Annotated in this window: 12 protein-coding genes; 5 read left to right on the top strand and 7 right to left on the bottom strand. The window is 37.1% G+C overall.

Features of this window, described 5'->3' with window-relative positions; genetic code table 11:
• Nucleotides 1–1881, top strand: a 1881-nt coding sequence (locus tag MCO_RS02670; protein WP_007552456.1) for an autotransporter outer membrane beta-barrel domain-containing protein, incomplete at its 5' end; no start/stop codon positions are given.
• Nucleotides 1882–2419: 538 nt separating this feature from the next.
• Here the strand turns inward: MCO_RS02670 and MCO_RS02665 are convergent.
• From MCO_RS02665 to MCO_RS02640, 6 genes are all read right to left on the bottom strand, one after another.
• Nucleotides 2420–3205 (bottom strand): ABC transporter ATP-binding protein, encoded by a 786-nt coding sequence (locus tag MCO_RS02665; RefSeq protein WP_007552454.1) that lies wholly within the window; start codon nucleotides 3203–3205, stop codon nucleotides 2420–2422.
• Nucleotides 3202–4077 carry an ABC transporter ATP-binding protein gene (locus MCO_RS02660; protein WP_007552452.1) on the bottom strand — a complete coding sequence of 292 codons (876 nt, stop codon included), beginning with the start codon at nucleotides 4075–4077 and terminating at the stop codon, nucleotides 3202–3204. The genes MCO_RS02665 and MCO_RS02660 overlap by 4 nt, the downstream gene beginning before the upstream one ends.
• Nucleotides 4070–4999, bottom strand: a complete 930-nt coding sequence (locus tag MCO_RS02655) for an ABC transporter permease (RefSeq protein ID WP_007552450.1) — start codon at nucleotides 4997–4999, stop codon at nucleotides 4070–4072. Before MCO_RS02655 ends, MCO_RS02660 begins: the two co-directional genes overlap by 8 nt.
• Nucleotides 5000–5001: 2 nt before the next feature.
• Nucleotides 5002–6075: an ABC transporter permease gene (locus tag MCO_RS02650; protein WP_007552449.1), complete on the bottom strand. Its 1074-nt coding sequence runs from the start codon at nucleotides 6073–6075 to the stop codon at nucleotides 5002–5004.
• A 112-nt stretch (nucleotides 6076–6187) separates the two neighbouring features.
• Nucleotides 6188–7804, bottom strand: coding sequence for an ABC transporter substrate-binding protein (locus MCO_RS02645; RefSeq protein ID WP_007552448.1), 1617 nt, complete (start codon nucleotides 7802–7804; stop codon nucleotides 6188–6190).
• Nucleotides 7805–8200: 396 nt separating this feature from the next.
• Nucleotides 8201–9826 carry an ABC transporter substrate-binding protein gene (locus tag MCO_RS02640; RefSeq protein ID WP_007552447.1) on the bottom strand — a complete coding sequence of 542 codons (1626 nt, stop codon included), beginning with the start codon at nucleotides 9824–9826 and terminating at the stop codon, nucleotides 8201–8203.
• A gap of 2012 nt (nucleotides 9827–11838) precedes the next feature.
• On the opposite strand from MCO_RS02640, the gene MCO_RS02635 reads away from it, so the two are divergent.
• The 4 genes from MCO_RS02635 (at nucleotide 11839) to parE (ending at nucleotide 16371) form a co-directional block, all read left to right on the top strand.
• Entirely contained in the window at nucleotides 11839–12483 is a 645-nt protein-coding gene (locus tag MCO_RS02635; RefSeq protein ID WP_007552446.1) for a LemA family protein, read from the top strand.
• Nucleotides 12483–13334 (top strand): YgcG family protein, encoded by an 852-nt coding sequence (locus tag MCO_RS02630; protein ID WP_007552445.1) that lies wholly within the window; start codon nucleotides 12483–12485, stop codon nucleotides 13332–13334. Before MCO_RS02635 ends, MCO_RS02630 begins: the two co-directional genes overlap by 1 nt.
• A 149-nt stretch (nucleotides 13335–13483) precedes the next feature.
• Nucleotides 13484–14221 (top strand): lipoyl(octanoyl) transferase LipB, encoded by a 738-nt coding sequence (gene lipB / locus MCO_RS02625; protein ID WP_007552444.1) that lies wholly within the window; start codon nucleotides 13484–13486, stop codon nucleotides 14219–14221.
• Between the two features lie 83 nt (nucleotides 14222–14304).
• Nucleotides 14305–16371: a DNA topoisomerase IV subunit B gene (parE, locus tag MCO_RS02620; RefSeq protein ID WP_007552442.1), complete on the top strand. Its 2067-nt coding sequence runs from the start codon at nucleotides 14305–14307 to the stop codon at nucleotides 16369–16371.
• 18 nt (nucleotides 16372–16389) lie between these two features.
• On the opposite strand, the gene recJ is transcribed toward parE, so the two are convergent.
• Nucleotides 16390–18174, bottom strand: coding sequence for a single-stranded-DNA-specific exonuclease RecJ (gene recJ / locus MCO_RS02615; RefSeq protein WP_007552440.1), 1785 nt, complete (start codon nucleotides 18172–18174; stop codon nucleotides 16390–16392).
• Nucleotides 18175–18461 lie beyond the last annotated feature (287 nt).

The following is an 18461-nucleotide window of genomic DNA, read 5'->3' as shown; positions in this document are numbered from 1 at the left end:
GGAGGAACTCTGACCACAACTAGCTCACAGCCAGCGGCTTGCGCAAAATCCAGTGGACAAATTGATCTGACAGATACTGTTGTGAACGCCAGTGGTGGTGCGCTAAAAGTACAAGGTGATCAGTCAAAGATTATTCTAAAAAATTCAAAAATTTTTGCTGATATTTTATTAATAACCGCAGTTGATACAAAGTCCCCTGGGATATCTTATGTAATTGCAGATAGTTCTATTCTAGAAGGCAGCGCAAGGGTTTTAGTTAACGAATCCGATAAAGTCGATCAAGCATCCCTTAGTCTGATCAACGGTACAAAGTGGCTCTTAAAGGTCAGTACACAAGAAAAAGACAATGCAGGGAATCTGCTTGATATTACCAAAAGATCACTTTCTGAAGTTTCTGTACTTAATCTCAACAATAGCTCTATCGCTTTTGATACACCAATGGAAGATCATTATCAAACATTACATATAGGATCTGGCAAACCAGATACCACGGCCGTCTACAATGCAACAGAGAATGCAAAAATTTATTTAAACACTGAATGGAGTGATGGCATTGCAATAGGCAATCAGAAAACAGATCGCCTTTTAATTCATGGTGATGTCTCAGGCACCACAACAGTTTATTTTCAAAACCGTTTAGAAAAAGAAACTGTAAAAGCAGACGATTCTGATCCTTTAAATACACGCGGCATTTCACTGATTCAAGTTTCTGGAGAAGCAGATAAAAACTCTTTTAAATTAGAGAATAACTATATCGCAATAAAAGGTTCGCCTTATAAATATATACTTACTGCCTATGGACCAAAAGCAAACTATGGTCTGGCTAATGTGAACCAAAACTTATTAGGGAATAGTGATAATTTTTGGGATTTTCGCTTGCAAAATGAATTTCTGGATCCTGATTCAAAAGCGAAAGCAGTTCTCCCGCAAGTAGCAAGCTATTTTGTCATGCCAAACGCCCTATTCTATGCTGGATTGTCTGATATGGCTAAACAAAATACGCTTTTAGCCAATATGAGAACATCTACCTTGGGCAGAAACAAGGAAAAAAAGACAGGACTTTTCTTATACATCTATGGAAGTACAGGAACCCTATCCTCTGAGAGCAGCCCTCGTAAATATGGTTATAGCGGTGCTGGTATTCGCTATGCTGCTCTCCAAGCCGGTCTTGCACTACCTACACTGGAAGGACGAAACACCACAACACATCTTGGCTTTGTAGGAACTTATGGGAAAATGTCTTTCACCCCAAAAGATATGCAAGATGCTGGGAAGAGCTCGCTGAATAAATGGTCACTAACAGCCTATGGCAGCATACAGCATGACAATGGTTTCTACATCGATACACTTTTATCCTATGGGATAATAAAAGGAGATATCACCAATGCCATCCTTGGCAAAACTGCAACATTAAAAAATGTGAAAACTTTGAGCATCTCCAACACCGTTGGCAAACAGTTTGCAACCGGAATGGAAGGAGTAACCTTCGAACCCCAAGCGCAATTTGCTTATCAACATTTGACATTTGATATTCTTTCAGATGCTGACGGCTTTAAAGTTGATATGAATAATCCTCATCAATGGTTAATCCGTGTTGGTGGGCGTTTGACAAAAACTATTTTCACCACTGAAAGCAGTCGTTTTACTTCCTTCTATGGAAAAATAAATGTGATAAAAACTTTTGGTAATGATAAAGCAATACATATTGATAAGAATTATCAACTTGATTCTATGGGGTCTGCTATTGAAGGTGGGCTTGGTATCAGTGCGCAACTATCTCCAAATGTCTCGCTTCATGGCAATGTCAGTTATCAACAAAAGCTTCAAAAAACTGGTATATCCGGAGCAAGTTTTTCAAGCGGAATACGCTATCAATTTTAAGAGACAAAGCTGTAAAAACAAGAGTATTTTTTCTGTTCGCTTTAGCAAAAAGACAGTAAAATGTGCTGACCTTTTTATTTATAAAACCTGTTTTTTTCTCTTTTAAGAACACCCAAAATATTTTAGAATTTATCACTTAATATTCAAAAAATTCTCACAACAGATTCTTCTTTTTAAAAAAATAAAACTTAGCATTTATCGATAAATTAGACCTCAAAAAGCTATACTATAAAATATAGCATTATTACTTATTATACTGTTATTTTTTATAAATTTAAATCTCAAAATTTCACAACAAAAGCTGCTGGATATAAAATTGTGATCAAAAAAGAGTGCAATGATATCAGATAATTAATACTCTATAAGTCACCTACGTATCTCATATTACAGTATGCCTCACAGGATAAAAATATATAGATAAATTTTCTACGCAATTTATACCTACAAAACTCGAAACGACAAAAAACTACATTGCAAAGGCAATGCTGAACATCTGCAAAGACCTAAAACAGAAAAAACTTCCACTTTTTTGTAAAACCTATCCTACCCTTGCCTCTTTATAAGCAATGGGATCGATACTGGCTTCAAAAAACATCTTTGTATAGTCACTATGTGCATGCAAATTACGCAAATCATTATTGCTAAGCTCTTCAAGAATAATCCCTTTATGCATAATTCCAACACGTTCACAGATGTGTGCAACAACGGCAAGATCATGAGATACCATCAAATAAGTGAGTTTTCTTTCCTCTCGTAACGATTTTAACAAGTTTAAAATTTCAGCCTGTACAGACACGTCCAATGCAGATGTCGGCTCATCAAGCAATAAAACCTCTGGCTCAATAATCAAAGCACGTGCAAGAGCAATACGCTGACGTTGCCCTCCAGACAACTCATGTGGATAACGATAAAGAAAGGAAGCATCTAAACCAACCGAATTTAAAGCATCACGTACCCGCTCCTTTGGATTATCCATACCATGGATTTTGAGAGATTCAGAAAGAACCGTATAGACCATTTTTCTTGGATGAAGAGAAGCGTAAGGATCTTGAAAAACCATTTGAATCCGGCGCAGAAAATTCTTACTCCTTTTTTTTGCTACTTCTTCTCCATCAAAAATGAAACGCCCACTATAGTCTGGAATAAGCCCAACTAATGTATTTAAAATGGTTGATTTTCCACATCCTGATTCACCAATCAAACCATAAGCCTCACCACGCTTAATATGAAAGTTGACATTTTTAACAACTGTTACTGCCTTGTGCCTATTTCCAAAGGTCACATATAAATGAGAAACATCGATAATATTCTCACAACTGGTCATGGAGCAACTCCTTCAACACCATTAACAATCGTAGGATTATGCAACCAGTCAGGGTCACGTTCAGGAACAGCCAAAACATCAACAGGATTATCAAGCCGTGGCAAACTCGCTAATAGAGCTTTGGTATAAGGATGACAAGCGCGAGACAAATTAGATGCAGACAATTCTTCTAACACGCGTCCTGCATACATAACCAAAACACGATCACAAAAATCAGCAATCATATTCAAATCATGACTAATAAAAATCAGTCCCATTCCAGATTCGGTGACTAGCTCATCCAACACTGATAAAACCTGACGCCTTACTGTAATATCAAGCGCAGAGGTTGGCTCATCCGCAATAATTAAATCAGGTTTGGGAATAAGCATCATAGCAATCATAACCCGCTGTCCCATACCTCCAGATATTTCATGAGGGAATAATCGCATCACATGTTCTGGATCACGAATATGAACAGATTCTAACATAGAAATTGTCTTTTCCCACGCATCAGCTTTTGAAACACGGTAATGAATACGATAAGCTTCCATAATCTGATCCCCAATCCGTATTAGTGGATTAAGTGAATATTTGGGATCCTGTAAAATCATTGAAATACGTTTACCTCGGATAGTTCGCATCTGAGATTCACGCGCACTCAATAAATTGACATCATCAAAGCGCATTTTTTTAGCTTTGACAATTGCTGATTTTGGACTCAACTTGAGTATCGCACGCCCAGTCATTGATTTTCCAGACCCAGATTCTCCAACAATTCCAATTTTCTCTTTTCCTACGGAAAAGCTAACGCCACGCACAACTTCTGAAACACCACGTCTCGTAGGAAAAGAAATACGCAAATCTTCTATCTCTAATATTTTTTTAACCATTACGTGGATCCAATACATCACGAAGTCCATCGCCTAAAAGATTGAAGGCAAGACTTGCTAACAATATCGCACAACCGGGTATCGCCGCTAACCACCAATTTGTCATCATAAATTCACGACCAGACGAAAGCATTGCTCCCCATTCAGGACTTGGGAGTTGAGCTCCCAATCCCAAAAAACCAAGACCAGCAGCTGTTAAAATAATTCCAGACATATCCAATGTTAACCGTACAATCACTGAAGGAATACACATCGGTGCAATATGAAACAAAATAATTCTCCAATTAGATGCTCCCTGTAAACGAACTGCAGAGACATAATCAGATGAACGTATAGTCAAAGTTTCAGCACGCGCTAAACGCGCTATTGATGGCCATGCTGCAATTGAAATTGCAATAGATGCATTTTCAATACCTGGTCCCAAGGCAGCTGAAAAAGCAAGAGCTAAAATCAAACTTGGAAAAGCAAGAAAAATATCGACAATGCGCATGAGAACAGTATCAACCCATCCCCCTATATAGCCAGATACAGTCCCAACAATCAACCCTATCGGCCCCACAATAATTGTAGTAAGAAAAACGATATAAAGGGTAATACGCGCACCAAAAACGATGCGACTAAAGATGTCACGCCCCAATTCATCCGTTCCAAAATAATGCAACATAGAAGGTGGTTGCAATCTGTGAACAAGATCATTGCTAAGAAAATCATGCGTAGCAATCCAAGGAGCAAAAAACGCACATATGACAATAATAGAAATAATAACCAGACCAATTAAAGCCGATAAATTATGAAAAAACTTAATCAATGCATGATAAATCTTTTGCACATTTGCTTGAACTATTGACCGTGGAACAGGCTCATTTAACCAACGTCCTAAAGAAAATGGCGATTGCGATTTATGATGATTAACTATTGTCATATTCAGCGTGTCCTTGGATCAAAGATGCGATAAAGTAAATCAGAAAATAAATTAATGATGACAAAAAGAAATCCTATAAGCATAGTACATCCAACCACTGCATTCATATCTCCCGCCAAAAGAGCATTCGTCAAATAATGTCCGAATCCAGGCCAAGCAAAAACTGTTTCTGTTAACACAGCACCTTCTAACAAAAAAGCATAAGAAAGCGCAACAACGGTAATAATCTGAACAGCAGCGTTGCGAAAGGCATGCCCCCACACCGTTCGAATCCAAGATAATCCTTTCACACGTGCTGTAATGATATATTCTTGATTGAGCTGTTCAATCATAAACGCACGAGTCATACGACTAATATAGGCCATAGCACCGAAAGCTAAGATTAAAGCAGGCATAATAATATGACCAAAGACATTAGCAAAAGCTTCCCACTGTCCTTGCCTAGCAGTATCCCAAAGAAAAAAACCTGTTTTTGGCTCAAAAGAATATTCATAAATAAAATCAATCCGCCCTGGACCTCCAATCCAGCCAAGCTTGGCATAAAATATTAATAACGCCATTAACCCAAGCCAAAATGTCGGTGTTGAATAACTCAGGAGTGTAAAAGTACGAACAAAGTAATCAATAAATGAATCGCGATACATTGCTGCAAAAACACCAAAAGGAATACCAAGACTTGTACCAATAATAATAGCAACTGTGGCGAGCTCTAACGTTGCAGGAAATACACGCATAATATCTGTTAAGACAGGACGCCCAGAGGTTAAGGCATCTCCAAAATCAAACAAAAATACATTACGAAGATAATTCCAATACTGAACAGTCAATGGCTTATCAAGACCCAGCTTATAAAACATTGCATCATAAGCTTCCTGACTGATATTATCACCAAGAATAGCAAGAACGGGATCTAAAGGAAGAAGATGACCAATAAAAAAAGTGATGGTCACCAAACCAAGCAACGTTACAAAAACTGAAATAAGTAACTTAAGCCCTTTGAAAAAAAAATCCCATACAAACATTTTTTTCTGCTTCTGTGATACAGCTTTTTCAGATTCTGAAAATGGCAAAACCATTATAATATCCCCCTCCATAGCTACTAAACATAAAGCTCATACCTTTTTATAAAATATCAAGCAAATTCTCATCAAGAACTCTCTACAATCTTTCTTCATACAACGCACACCTTTATTTTTCTGCATCATTGTAGTATAATCTAAAACTGTTCCAAACCCACTTTTTCACTTCAGCCCCCATACCAACAGTATAATATGTCTGAAATAAATAAACCATAGGACCATGTTCAAGCACATAATGTTGTAAAGCACGATAGTGCAAAATACGCTTCTTTTGATCTTGCTCAAACAAAGCATCCATTACCATTTTATTGACATTTTCATCATAATATCCAGCACGCCAAGCCAAATACATATTATGCTTTTTTGTAAATGTTGGATCAGGATTAAAAACGTGATTTAATGAAGCGGGATGTCCATCAGGATCAGCACTCCCCCACCCCATAATAGCAGTATCATAATTACCACCACGCACGCGGCTCAGTAACTGATTTTGTGCCATTTTTTCAATTGTAAGTTCAACACCGATTTTGCGCGCATTGGCTTGAATAGATTGTGCAACAGACGACATATAACTAAGGCTACCAACTAAAAGATTAGCCTTAAAACCATTAGGATAACCAGCCTCACTGATCAATTGTTTTGCCTTTTTTAAATCTAACTTAAACGGCAATCCTTCTTTTTTATTCAAAGCGCCAGGAATACCTAATGACATATAAGTCGCACGTGGAATCGCAATACCCTTTAAAACAGTTTTTCCAAGACCTTTATAATCAATAAGATAGCGCATCGCCAAACGCACTTTCTCATGAGAAAAAACCGCATTCTTATTATTCAACGACAAATAAACAATCTGTGGTCGCAAAACGCGGCTAATCTTAACGGCCCCCCCCTGTTTTTCGATATCCAAAACATCCTCTGAAGAGAGATCACGCGCTATATCCACATCACCTTTTTCCAAAAGAAGTCTCTGACTCGCTGAATCAGCAGCATGCTGCACAACAATCTGCTTAATTTTAGGCACATCTCCCCAATAATGTTTGGTCGCCTGTAAGACAACCTTTTCTCCTGGAGTCCAGCGTACCAATTTATAAGGTCCAACACAAGCTGAATGCGTAGCTAAATATTTATTACCCATATCCCCATTAACACTCTTTACTTCAATTGTTTGCCGATCAAGTAAAGCAGAAGCATAGGACTGCCCAATAACAGTCAATATAAGCTGGATAGGGTAGGATTTATCTAATTTCAGTTGTAAAGTTTTATCATCAAGAGCTTTAATATTTGTTTCGATATTGTCTTTGGTAAATCCGTAATCCATTAAAGATTGAGCATAGCTCAATCCTAATTTAATAATCCGTTTCATCGACCATGCAAGATCGTGCGCCGTCGCCGTCCTTCCATCATCAAACTTTAAATCATCACGAAGATGAAAAACAACTCTTTTACCGTTATCTAAAACATCCCAAGATTGGGCCATAGCAGGACGAACTTTTGTAGGATCATACTTATCATACTCTACTAACGCACTGCAAATATTCATCAATAATTCACTCGTTACAACCTCAACAGATTGAGCAGGATCAAAACTGCTAATTGAGTCAATATTCCATGCCATCACCAATGTATCTTTAGATGATGCACTGAATGCTGATTGTAGAGAGCCGTTAAAAAAAACAATTGTGCTTAACAAAATACAAAAGCCTTTTAATAATCTTTTTTTTCTCATTTCACCCCTTTTTTTGCATTTTATTTAATTTTTCTCACACAAAGTGTTTCTAATGCCTTTCCTTCACCTTTTTAACGACATAGCGAAAAACATTAACATCGCTTATCAAACATCCCTAAAACAAACTCTTAACCATCAACCTATAATCAGAATACATACTCTATTGTATCAAGATGAATAAAGATCTCCAAAAATATGCCTTTTCACACTTATCAAAATCACTTCCCCCATAAACTAACCTTCATTATATACTGAACAAAAAGCCTCCCCCCAATTTCATGCCTTAAAGAGCTTTAAGAGCTTTCACAAAGACTCTCTGCGGAGGGGGGGGAAAATATTTCTTATCGTTTACATCATGATCACGCTCTTTTCGTATTTATAATACCTAATACGCGCTTATTTTTCAATTGCACTATAAAAAATACGTGGCGCACTATTCCAAACCCATTTTTTAATATCGGGTGTCATAGCTACAACGCTATATTTCTGAAAGATAAAAGCGTAAGGTCCTTTTTGCATGAGTTCACGCTGCAAGTCAGCATATATTTCTACTCGTTTCTGTGGATCTTTTTGAAACAATGCTTCATCAACCTTTTTATTCATCTTTGTGTCTAAAAAACCATGTTGCCAACTCGGATAGGCTGTATTTTTAGCCTCAAACCGATTATCAGGATTGTAAATAAGCCGTGAAGCCATTGTATGAGGATCTGCAGAATCATTATTCCATCCGACAAAAATTGTATCAAAAGCACGTGCGTAAAGTTTTGAAAATAACTGCGTACCTGCCAAACGTTCAATTTTAAGACGCACGCCCACCTTTGCTGCATTATTTTGAAGAGATTGCGCAATTGACAACGCATAAGGAGAGCTCCCTACCAAAAAATTCACCTCAAAACCTTTCGAATAGCCTGCTTCCGTTAAAAGCTGCTTTGCTTTTTGAAGATCAAGTTTAAAGGGTTGTCCTTCTTTTTCATCCAAAGCTCCCAAATTACCAAGTGGAATAAAGCTTGCACGTGGAATACCAACACCTTTGAGAACTGTTTTTCCAAGACCTTCATAATCAATAAGATAGCGCATCGCTAAACGCACTTTCTCATTAGCAAAAATAGGATTTGTCATATTAAATCCCCAATACATCATGGATGGCTCCAACACTTTTTCAACCTTAATATCCGTTTTTTCTTGGAGATCAGCCAAATCCTCAGGTGTCAAATTGCGCGCAACATCAATATCGTGCTTTTGCAATAATAAGCGCTGCGTTCCGGGCTCTGCGACATGGCGAATTAAAATCTTCTTAAGTTTAGGTGCTTCACCCCAATAGTTAGGACTTGCACGCAACAAAATGGCTTCTCCAGGGCGCCAGCTACTTAACTGATAAGGACCAACACAAGCAGCATGACTAGCTAAATATTGGTTTCCCATATCACCATCTTTTTCATGTTTCATAATCGTTTCACGATCAAGCAATGCAGTAGCACGACTGGCAACAATATTATTAAGGATAAGTTCTACGGGATAAGGCTTATCAAATTTGATCACCACCGTTTTCTCATCCGGTGCCTGAAAAGCAGAATCAATATTTTGTTCTGTAATCCCATATTCATTAAATATTGCCGCATTAGCCATCTTTAACTTAACAACTCGCTTCATGCTCCAAATAAGATCATTAGCATTAGCAGGTCGACCATCATTAAACTTCAAACCATCGCGCAAATGAAAAGTAATCACCGTACTCTGATCATCACCGGAAACATCCCAATGGGTTGCCAAAGAAGGAACAATTTTTGCTGGATCATCTGAAGCCGTGCTAACCAAATTATCACAAACATTGAGAATAATTTCACTTGCATAAACGTCACTGATTTTCGCGGGATCAAATGTATTGATTGCATCGAGATTCCAAGCCATCACGAGGGTATCGGCAGGTGTTTTTGCTGAAATTTGTTGCACAAACATCCCCAGTGCAATAAAAACAGAAACAAAAGAACTGCTGCCTTTTAATATTTGTCTTTTCAAGTTCATAGACTTTTCCTTTTAAATGTTATTGTATTAATTAGTTATTGGGAAATGATAGCGTAAATTTACAATAACAAAGACTTAAAGAATTTGGCTACCTATACAAAGCCATTTGCCTTTAAATTCACCAGCGTAATCTCAATTAAACCACAGAAAGCACACAACATAGCTTCCACCAGCCAGTATCATATACGCATTACAATATCCCTTTGCCCATTCCAATAAGCTCTATCTTAATTCTCAAACCAATCATCTAAACTATAAGCTTTTTGCGACATCATTGCACAAAGCTTCATAGTTTTTTTACTAATCCACTCCTTTAAACTGCATTAAAAATAATCGTATCTCCTCAAAAATTCAGCTCCTAAATGCACACTCACTCCTTATTATATTATCAAAACTGAGTTGAATAGGTAGAAAAAACCAAGTAAACATCTTCACGAGCACTCTGTACTCCATAAAAAAACGTTTAATCTTTCGAAAGTTAAACGTAAAAGGAAATTCTTTCTATATACAACACCAAACGGGTCAACAGAAATAAAATAGCAATAAGAAAGACAAATTTCTTTATCTTCCCAAAGATATTGTACCCAATAAAAGAATACACAATGAAACACACCTTTTAACTGGTAGCAACAAAATTCATCATCCCCTAAAAGACATAACTGACTATAACTCCTGCAAAATTCCAACATCCATCATTGCTTTGCAATTATGAAAATAGACAGTAAAAACACACCACAGCAACTCTTTCTTTCAACGAAAAAACCTCGAGATTTAATAGGGCGCTATAGCGAATGTAAATCCATCCTCGCTTAAGTATCCATCCCCAAAACTGAAACTCACACGCAGCAAAGTCATTTTCTAAAGAGGAAAGCTATCAGATAATAAAACGTAACACAAGCATTTGGTAACCGTACACGCTACAAAGAATTAAAAATGTCTCTTTCTATAAATAACAATTTGTTTTTATTGGTATTTTTTAGATAGAGGGATGAGCAAATAACTCAAGGGAATAAGATCTGCCGACACTCCTCTACAAAACATATCCTTTGTCTGCAATCTTTTTCTAAAAATTATTTAACCATTTGAAAAACCATACAAATGTTCTAACAAGCATATCAAAAATTTCACGACACAACAGATTTGAAGACTTTATTGTAAAATTATCACGATAAGCATCTACTTCTTTTCGCAACAATGCTGCCGTTTCTTGATTTCAATCATAGAGCTCTATTATCTTTTTTACCATTCTAAAAGAAACAGACTTTTTATCCATCTCTACGGAAGATAAAAAACGCTATAGATATAGCTAATCTCTCAGCCCTACCCAAAAGACGTTGGCGTGATCAATACGAAGTTTGCGTAAGATTCTACCTAAAAATGTTAGTATTTAAAACAAATCCTGTCAGAAAAATAAATATGAGTCCAACAACAATTTTTAGATTTTTCTCTACAATTATTACAAACAAGAACTTCTCTTCAAAGTCTTTGTAAGAAGAGGATTGCTGTATCTGATTATTTCTCTACACACAGCGGTAAAACTTTATTGCTTTTATGATATAAACCTCTCAAGTACAAATTTAATTAATGCGTTGCTTTCTCAAAGAAAGCACCTAATATTTGCCTTTTAAAATATTGCTCTTCATTTATATTTTTAAAGCAAGATTTCAGAATTTTCATTTCCAGAGCCTCTAAGCTCATCCAAAAATTTTTCTCTAATTATTATCAATAAAAAATAAGAGGTTTATAAATAAAAAGGCAGAAAAGACTAATATACTTCAATTATACAAACTAATAATTTATAATAACATTATAAATTATTAGTTTGTATTTAATGATATTATTCTTATAATTATTACTTTAATTTAAAAATAAATATTTAAGCATAACAAAAAACATAAAAACCAACACCGATATGAATTTTATCATAAAATTCCTATTTATAAAATTTAAAATACTTTTTATAGAAAAGATACATCCTATATAATAGGTAAAATATTTATGGAGATATCTTTATGTTAAATGTACAAACTGCTTCAATAATATTTTCTTATCCTATGGTTAAGATATTAAGGCAATTTTCAAGTGCTGTTTTCTTGGTATTTTTAATACCATTTTTAACTGGTTGCGGATTTAATACAATCCCAACAAATGAAGAAAAAGCACATGCAGCATGGAGTGAAGTGTTAAATCAATATCAACGCCGTGCAGATCTTATTCCCAATCTTGTAGAAACTGTCAAAGCCTACGCAGCTCATGAACAAGTTGTCTTTACTAACGTTATTGAAGCACGTGCCAAAGCAACACAAATAAACATTAATGCCGATATGTTGAATAACCCACAAATAATGCAACAGTATCTCAATAATCAAGCCAATTTATCAAGCGCACTTTCACGTCTTATGGCTATTGTCGAAAACTATCCTGATCTTAAAGCAAATCAGAACTTCCTTGCTCTTCAGTCACAACTAGAAGGGACTGAAAACCGTATTTCTGTTGCGCGCCGCGATTATATCGAAATAGTACGTGTCTACAATACGGCACTGAAAACAATGCCAACAATGATTTGGGCAAAGTTATGGTTTCGTGATGCTAAACCTATACCAACTTTTACCATCGATACCAATAGCCAACAAACACCGAAGGTCAATTTTAATTAATGAAATCATTTCGACATTCTATACAACGCAATCTTTTTCCATACTTATGGGCTTTTTTGAGCGCTCTATATTTGGTCATTGTATTAGGAAGTGTCACTTACTCGCAGACTAAATTTCCTCCCTTAACTGGCTATATCAATGATGTAGCTCATTTGCTTGATAATGTAACAAAGAAAAATTTAACAGAAAAACTGGCTGCACTCGAAGAGCAAACAGGGGATCAAATTGTTATTGTAACTCTCCCTACCCTTTCAGGAAACAATATAGAGACATATAGCAATTCTCTTTTTCGCACATGGGGATTAGGTCAAAAACAGATCAATAACGGTGTATTACTCGTCATTGCACCAAATGAACGCGAAGTACGTATTGAAGTTGGCTATGGTTTGGAAGGAGAGCTAACAGACGCTATGTCCTCAGTCATCATTAATAACTTCGTTCTTCCCAATTTCCGTGAAGGAAATTATCAAAAAGGAATTGTCGAAGCTGTTCATGCAATTATCAAAGTTATTACAGAAAATGATTCTGATTTTTCTTTTCGAATCAAGGAAAAAGCTAAAACTGTTGCAGAAAAACGTAAACAAGCTGAACAAGAAGAAATGGTAATCAATACAATTATGTTTTTAATCCTTTTCGTAATAGTTGCTTTACCTATTTTTGCAATGATTTTTGGTAAAAAAGTAGGTCCACAAAAATATCTATGGATGGGTATAATCTTCACACCTTGGTTTTTAAATTTAAATGCTGCAGGCAGACGCTCTAGTGAAATCTATGGTAACCATTCAGGAGGCAGAGGATTTAGAGGTGGTGGAGGATCATCAGGTGGTGGTGGAGCAACAGGAAGATGGTAAAATGAGTGCATCTTTTTGAGTATAGCGAATTTTCTTAAAATAAAATTCATTATTGTGTTATCTCAATTTTAATAAACAATTTCATATCTTACTCTGCAATTCTTTTACTTATTATAATACGAACTCGAATATTAAGATAAATATTGCTAATGACACTTAAATTGAAACATGCTAACCGTAATCACTTACCACATCAGTTTAAAACAATCCTCGATAATCCACCAGTTGAATGGAAAATAAGTAATAACTTAGTCGAGTATCCTGAAGCACTACGTTATATGCAAGAGCGTGTAGAAAACATTCTTGCAAAAAATGCGCATGAACAAATTTGGCTTCTTGAGCATCCTTCCCTTTATACAGCTGGTACAAGTGCAAACAAAAAAGATCTTTTAGCACCTCATTTGTTTCCTGTTTATGAAGCAGGTCGTGGTGGTGAATTTACATATCATGGTCCAGGTCAACGTATTGCTTATATTATGCTTGATCTTAAACGCCGGAAACAAGACATCCGTGCTTTTATCAGTGCTTTAGAAGAATGGATCATACAAATGCTTGCGAAATTTAATATTAAAGGTGAACGCCGTGAAGACCGCGTTGGTGTTTGGGTTAAACATCCCAATTGCTCTTCTACACAAAGCGATTTCTCTTGCGAAGATAAAATCGCGGCTATTGGCATTCGTGTACGCAAATGGGTAAGCTTTCATGGAGTTTCCATCAATGTTAATCCGAATTTAGAGCATTATTCAGGGATTGTTCCCTGTGGAATCATAAATCACGGTGTAACAAGCTTCCTTGACTTAGGTTTTCCTATAACAATGCACGATATTGACATTGCTCTAAAACAAGCATTTGAACCAATTTTTGGCCCAACAATTGATGTTTCCTAAGTGTATTGATTTTTAAATAAAAAACAGGCATAAAATTTACTCTTATTTAAGAATTTATTTTATGAGGTGGATAATCAAACGCCATGAGCGATGACAGCAAGGATCTTTTTAGTATTTTAAATAATGCGCAATCTCGGGTAAATACAAAAGAAAAAAATCTGCAATCCCCAATGAATTTAGAAGCAATAGCTTCGAAAAAAAGTACGCAAAATACGCAGGATGATAGCTATAATGCCTTCTCCATTCGAGTACTCGAGGGGTTAGAGCCTGTACGTTTACGCCCTGGAATGTATATTGGTGGAACAGATAGTAAAGCACTTCATCATTTATTTGCCGAAATTGTTGATAATGCCATGGATGAAGCCGTTGCTGGTTATGCAGACTTAATTGATATATCCTTAGATAGAGAAGGTTATTTAACCGTTACAGATAATGGACGTGGTATTCCTGTCGAAAACCATCCTCAAATGCCTGATAAATCTACTCTTGAAGTCATTATGACACAACTCCATTCCGGTGGAAAATTTGATGGAAAAGCTTATCAAACCGCCGGTGGGCTTCATGGGGTAGGAATTTCTGTTGTTAATGCTCTTTGCGATGATATGGAAGTCGAAGTAGCACGAGAACGAAAACTTTATCGGCAACGCTTCTCGCGTGGTATTCCTCAATCTGAATTGGAAGATTTGGGTTATGTTTATAATCGTCGTGGCACACGCGTTCGTTTTCATCCTGATAGTAAAATCTTTGGTGAAAAAGCAGCTTTTGATCCAGAAAAAATTTATAAGATGGCACGCTCTAAGGCTTATCTTTTTGGCGGCGTAAAAATTCGCTGGAATTGCGATCCTATCATACTTGAAGAAACAAAAAATATTCCTGAAAAAGCTGTTTTTCACTTCCCTAATGGACTAAAAGACTATTTACTCTCATCTCTGAAAAATGAATATCGAGTAACGACGGAAATTTTTTCTGGCAAAACAAAACAATGTAATGGCCATGGCTCCGTCGAATGGGCTATCGCTTGGCATGGTGGCGATGCCTGCGTACAGTCTTACTGCAATACTATCCCCACCGGAGAAGGGGGAACACACGAAATGGGATTGCGCCAAGCTCTTTTGCGCGGATTGAAATCCTACGCTGAGTTAATAGGCAACAAGCGTGCTTCTATCATTACATCCGATGATGTTATGATTTCAACGGCTGCAATACTTTCAGTCTTCATCAGAAATCCTGAATTTGTTGGACAAACCAAAGACAGATTAGCAACAATCGAAGCACAGCGTATCGTTGAGAATGCAATACGTGATCCTTTCGATCATTGGCTGACAAATTCTCCACAAGAATCCACAAAACTTCTTGATTGGGTTGTTGAACGTGCTGAAGAACGCGTTAAACGGCGCCAAGACAGGGAAATAAGTCGAAAAACTGCTGTACGTAAATTACGTCTCCCCGGTAAACTTGCAGATTGTAGTCAAAACTCTGCCGCTGGTGCTGAATTATTCATTGTTGAAGGTGATTCTGCTGGTGGTTCCGCTAAACAAGCGCGGAACAGGGCAAATCAAGCAATTTTACCTCTTCGTGGAAAAATCCTAAATGTAGCAAGCGCCGCACACGAGAAAATGAACTCAAGCCAAACAATTGGCGATCTTATACTTGCTCTTGGATGTGGAACGCGCTCTAAGTATCGTGAAAAAGATCTCAGATATGAACGTATTATCATTATGACCGATGCGGATGTTGATGGTGCTCATATTGCCTCTCTCCTCATTACCTTCTTTTTTCAAGAGATGCCCGATCTTATTCGTCAAGGGCATTTGTACCTTGCCGTGCCTCCCCTTTACAGAATATCGCAAGGAGGAAAGGTCGCTTATGCACGTGATGACACCCATAAGGATGAATTACTAAAGACCGAATTTAATGGAAAAGCTAAAATCGAAATTGGACGCTTCAAAGGACTTGGTGAGATGCGCGCTGAACAGCTTAAAGAAACGACCATGCATCCTCAAAAACGGACACTGCTACGTGTTTCTATTGATACAATGGAAATGCAAGAAACTAAAAACACCGTAGAAAGCCTCATGGGAACAAAACCAGAAGCGCGGTTTCGTTTCATACAAGAAAATTCTACTTTTGCTTCCAATCTAGACATTTAATTTTTAAAGGTCTCCCTCTCAAACCACCGTCGCGGCGTCAATCACGCGCAGTTGTGGATTAATTGTCCCATTCCAATAATTCAAACTAAGATTACCAGCCAAATGGATTGTTTCACCAATATTTGCAAAAAGAAAATCACCAAGCGCTGTTCCTACAGCACGAAAAGCTATTCCTTGCAGTTTTTTTCCTTCAATATTAGAAATAACAAGGCGAAGATGTCCTTTTCCAACCTCACTCAAATGAATGAGCCGATGAGAGGGAAGAACAAAAACAGGTGTATTATTCCCTGAACCAAATGGACCTGCTTTTTCTATCATCTCAAAAAGCTCTTTATTGGCACCAGAGGCAGAAAGGCAACCATCTATATTGAGAGACTTTTTAGCACGCAACTGCGAAACCATTAAAGAGACTTTATCTTCTAGCCATTCTCTAAAAGTTTCAATTTTTTTCGATTGGATTGTGATCCCTGCTGCCATACTATGCCCCCCACCCTTTTCTAATAAATTTAATGTAACAGCTTCACGAACAAGTGCACCTAAATCTATACCACTCATTGAGCGTCCTGATCCCACACCGCTCCCATCTTCTTTCAAAGCAATTGCAAAAACAGGACAAAAAAAACGCTCTTTTAAGCGAGATGCGAGAATACCAATAATTCCTGGATGCCATTCTTGATGAGCAATGACAAGTGACCGTGGTGTTTCACTCTCTTGATAAAGAGAATCAATATGAAATTCCGCTTGTGTTAATTGAATGCCTTCCATTTCTTGGCGTTCTTGATTAAGCTGATTCAATTGTTCTGCTATCCTGTCAGCTTTCTCTTTATCCTCACAGCTGAGCAAACGCGCCCCCAAAGCCTGATCTCCAATACGACCTCCTGCATTAATTCTAGGACCTAATAAAAAACCTAAATGAAAGCTATTAAGTGGCTCACCTATACGCGCAACCTTTGTTAGAGCTGCTATCCCAAGATTATGCATGGAACGCGCAACTTGAAGCCCTTTAACTACAAAAGCACGATTAACGCCCTGTAATGGAACAACATCACATATAGTCGCCAACGCAACAAGATCGAGCATACTTAGAAGGTCAGGAAGCTTTCCTTTAAATTTTTTCTTTCGCAATAAATGATGAACCCACGCTAAAGTAACAAAAACAACGCCAGCAGCGCATAAATGCCCCTGTCCAGAAAAATCATCAGGACGGTTAGGATTGACGAGAGCCATAGCTTCTTGATGAACCTCTGACATTTGATGATGATCTAAAACTACAATATCAGCGCCTGCAAGCCTTGCTGCTTTTATTGCATCTGGACTATTTGCGCCACAATCAACGGTAATAATTAAATGGGCGCCGTCTTGCACGAGCATTCTCATTGCTTGTTCATTTGGGCCATATCCTTCAACAATACGATCAGGAATATAAATTTTTACTTCCATACCAAAATAACGGAAAAAACGCGCTACCAATGCTGATGAACATGCACCATCAACGTCATAATCACCAAAAACTGCAACCTTCTCTTGATTCAAAATAGCTTTAACAATACGCTCTGCTGCACATTGCATATCTTTAAAACTTTCTGGATTAGGCATTAACGTGCGCAACGTTGGATTGATAAAAGCAACAGCTTCAGATTCATCCACATCTCTTGCTGAGAGAACCCTCGCTAACTGATCCGGAAGACCAAATTTTTGAGAAATAGCACGAGCGTTATTTACCCCTTGAATATCCAAAGCATCTAACCACGCCTGACCACAAGCAGAAGATTTAACATTGAGAAAATAAGGAGACCGCTGCATTATTGCTCATTCTATAATGAAGGTGAATAAAATACAATCAGGACTTAAAGATAAAACATTTTTTTGCAGTGTCCATTCTCATTTTAAAAGTGCATCAATAATTCTCAATGCATAGTATTATAATACCTCAATTATAAAGTACTGTTTTATAAGTTTTTATTTTCTCTTGACGTAAATCAAAAGACATTATATCAGGGAAAGTGGTATACGTTAAATACTTCGCTATGATAGCAATTTTCAATGCAAAGCAATAAAAATTCCCTTATGTTTTAAAGGGATTTAATAGA

The sequence above is a fragment of the Bartonella sp. DB5-6 genome (genome assembly GCF_000278115.1).
Taxonomy (GTDB): Bacteria; Pseudomonadota; Alphaproteobacteria; order Rhizobiales; family Rhizobiaceae; genus Bartonella; species Bartonella refiksaydamii.
The sequence above is the reverse complement of the archived record's forward strand: the minus strand, read 5'-3'. Positions and strand labels throughout refer to the sequence as shown.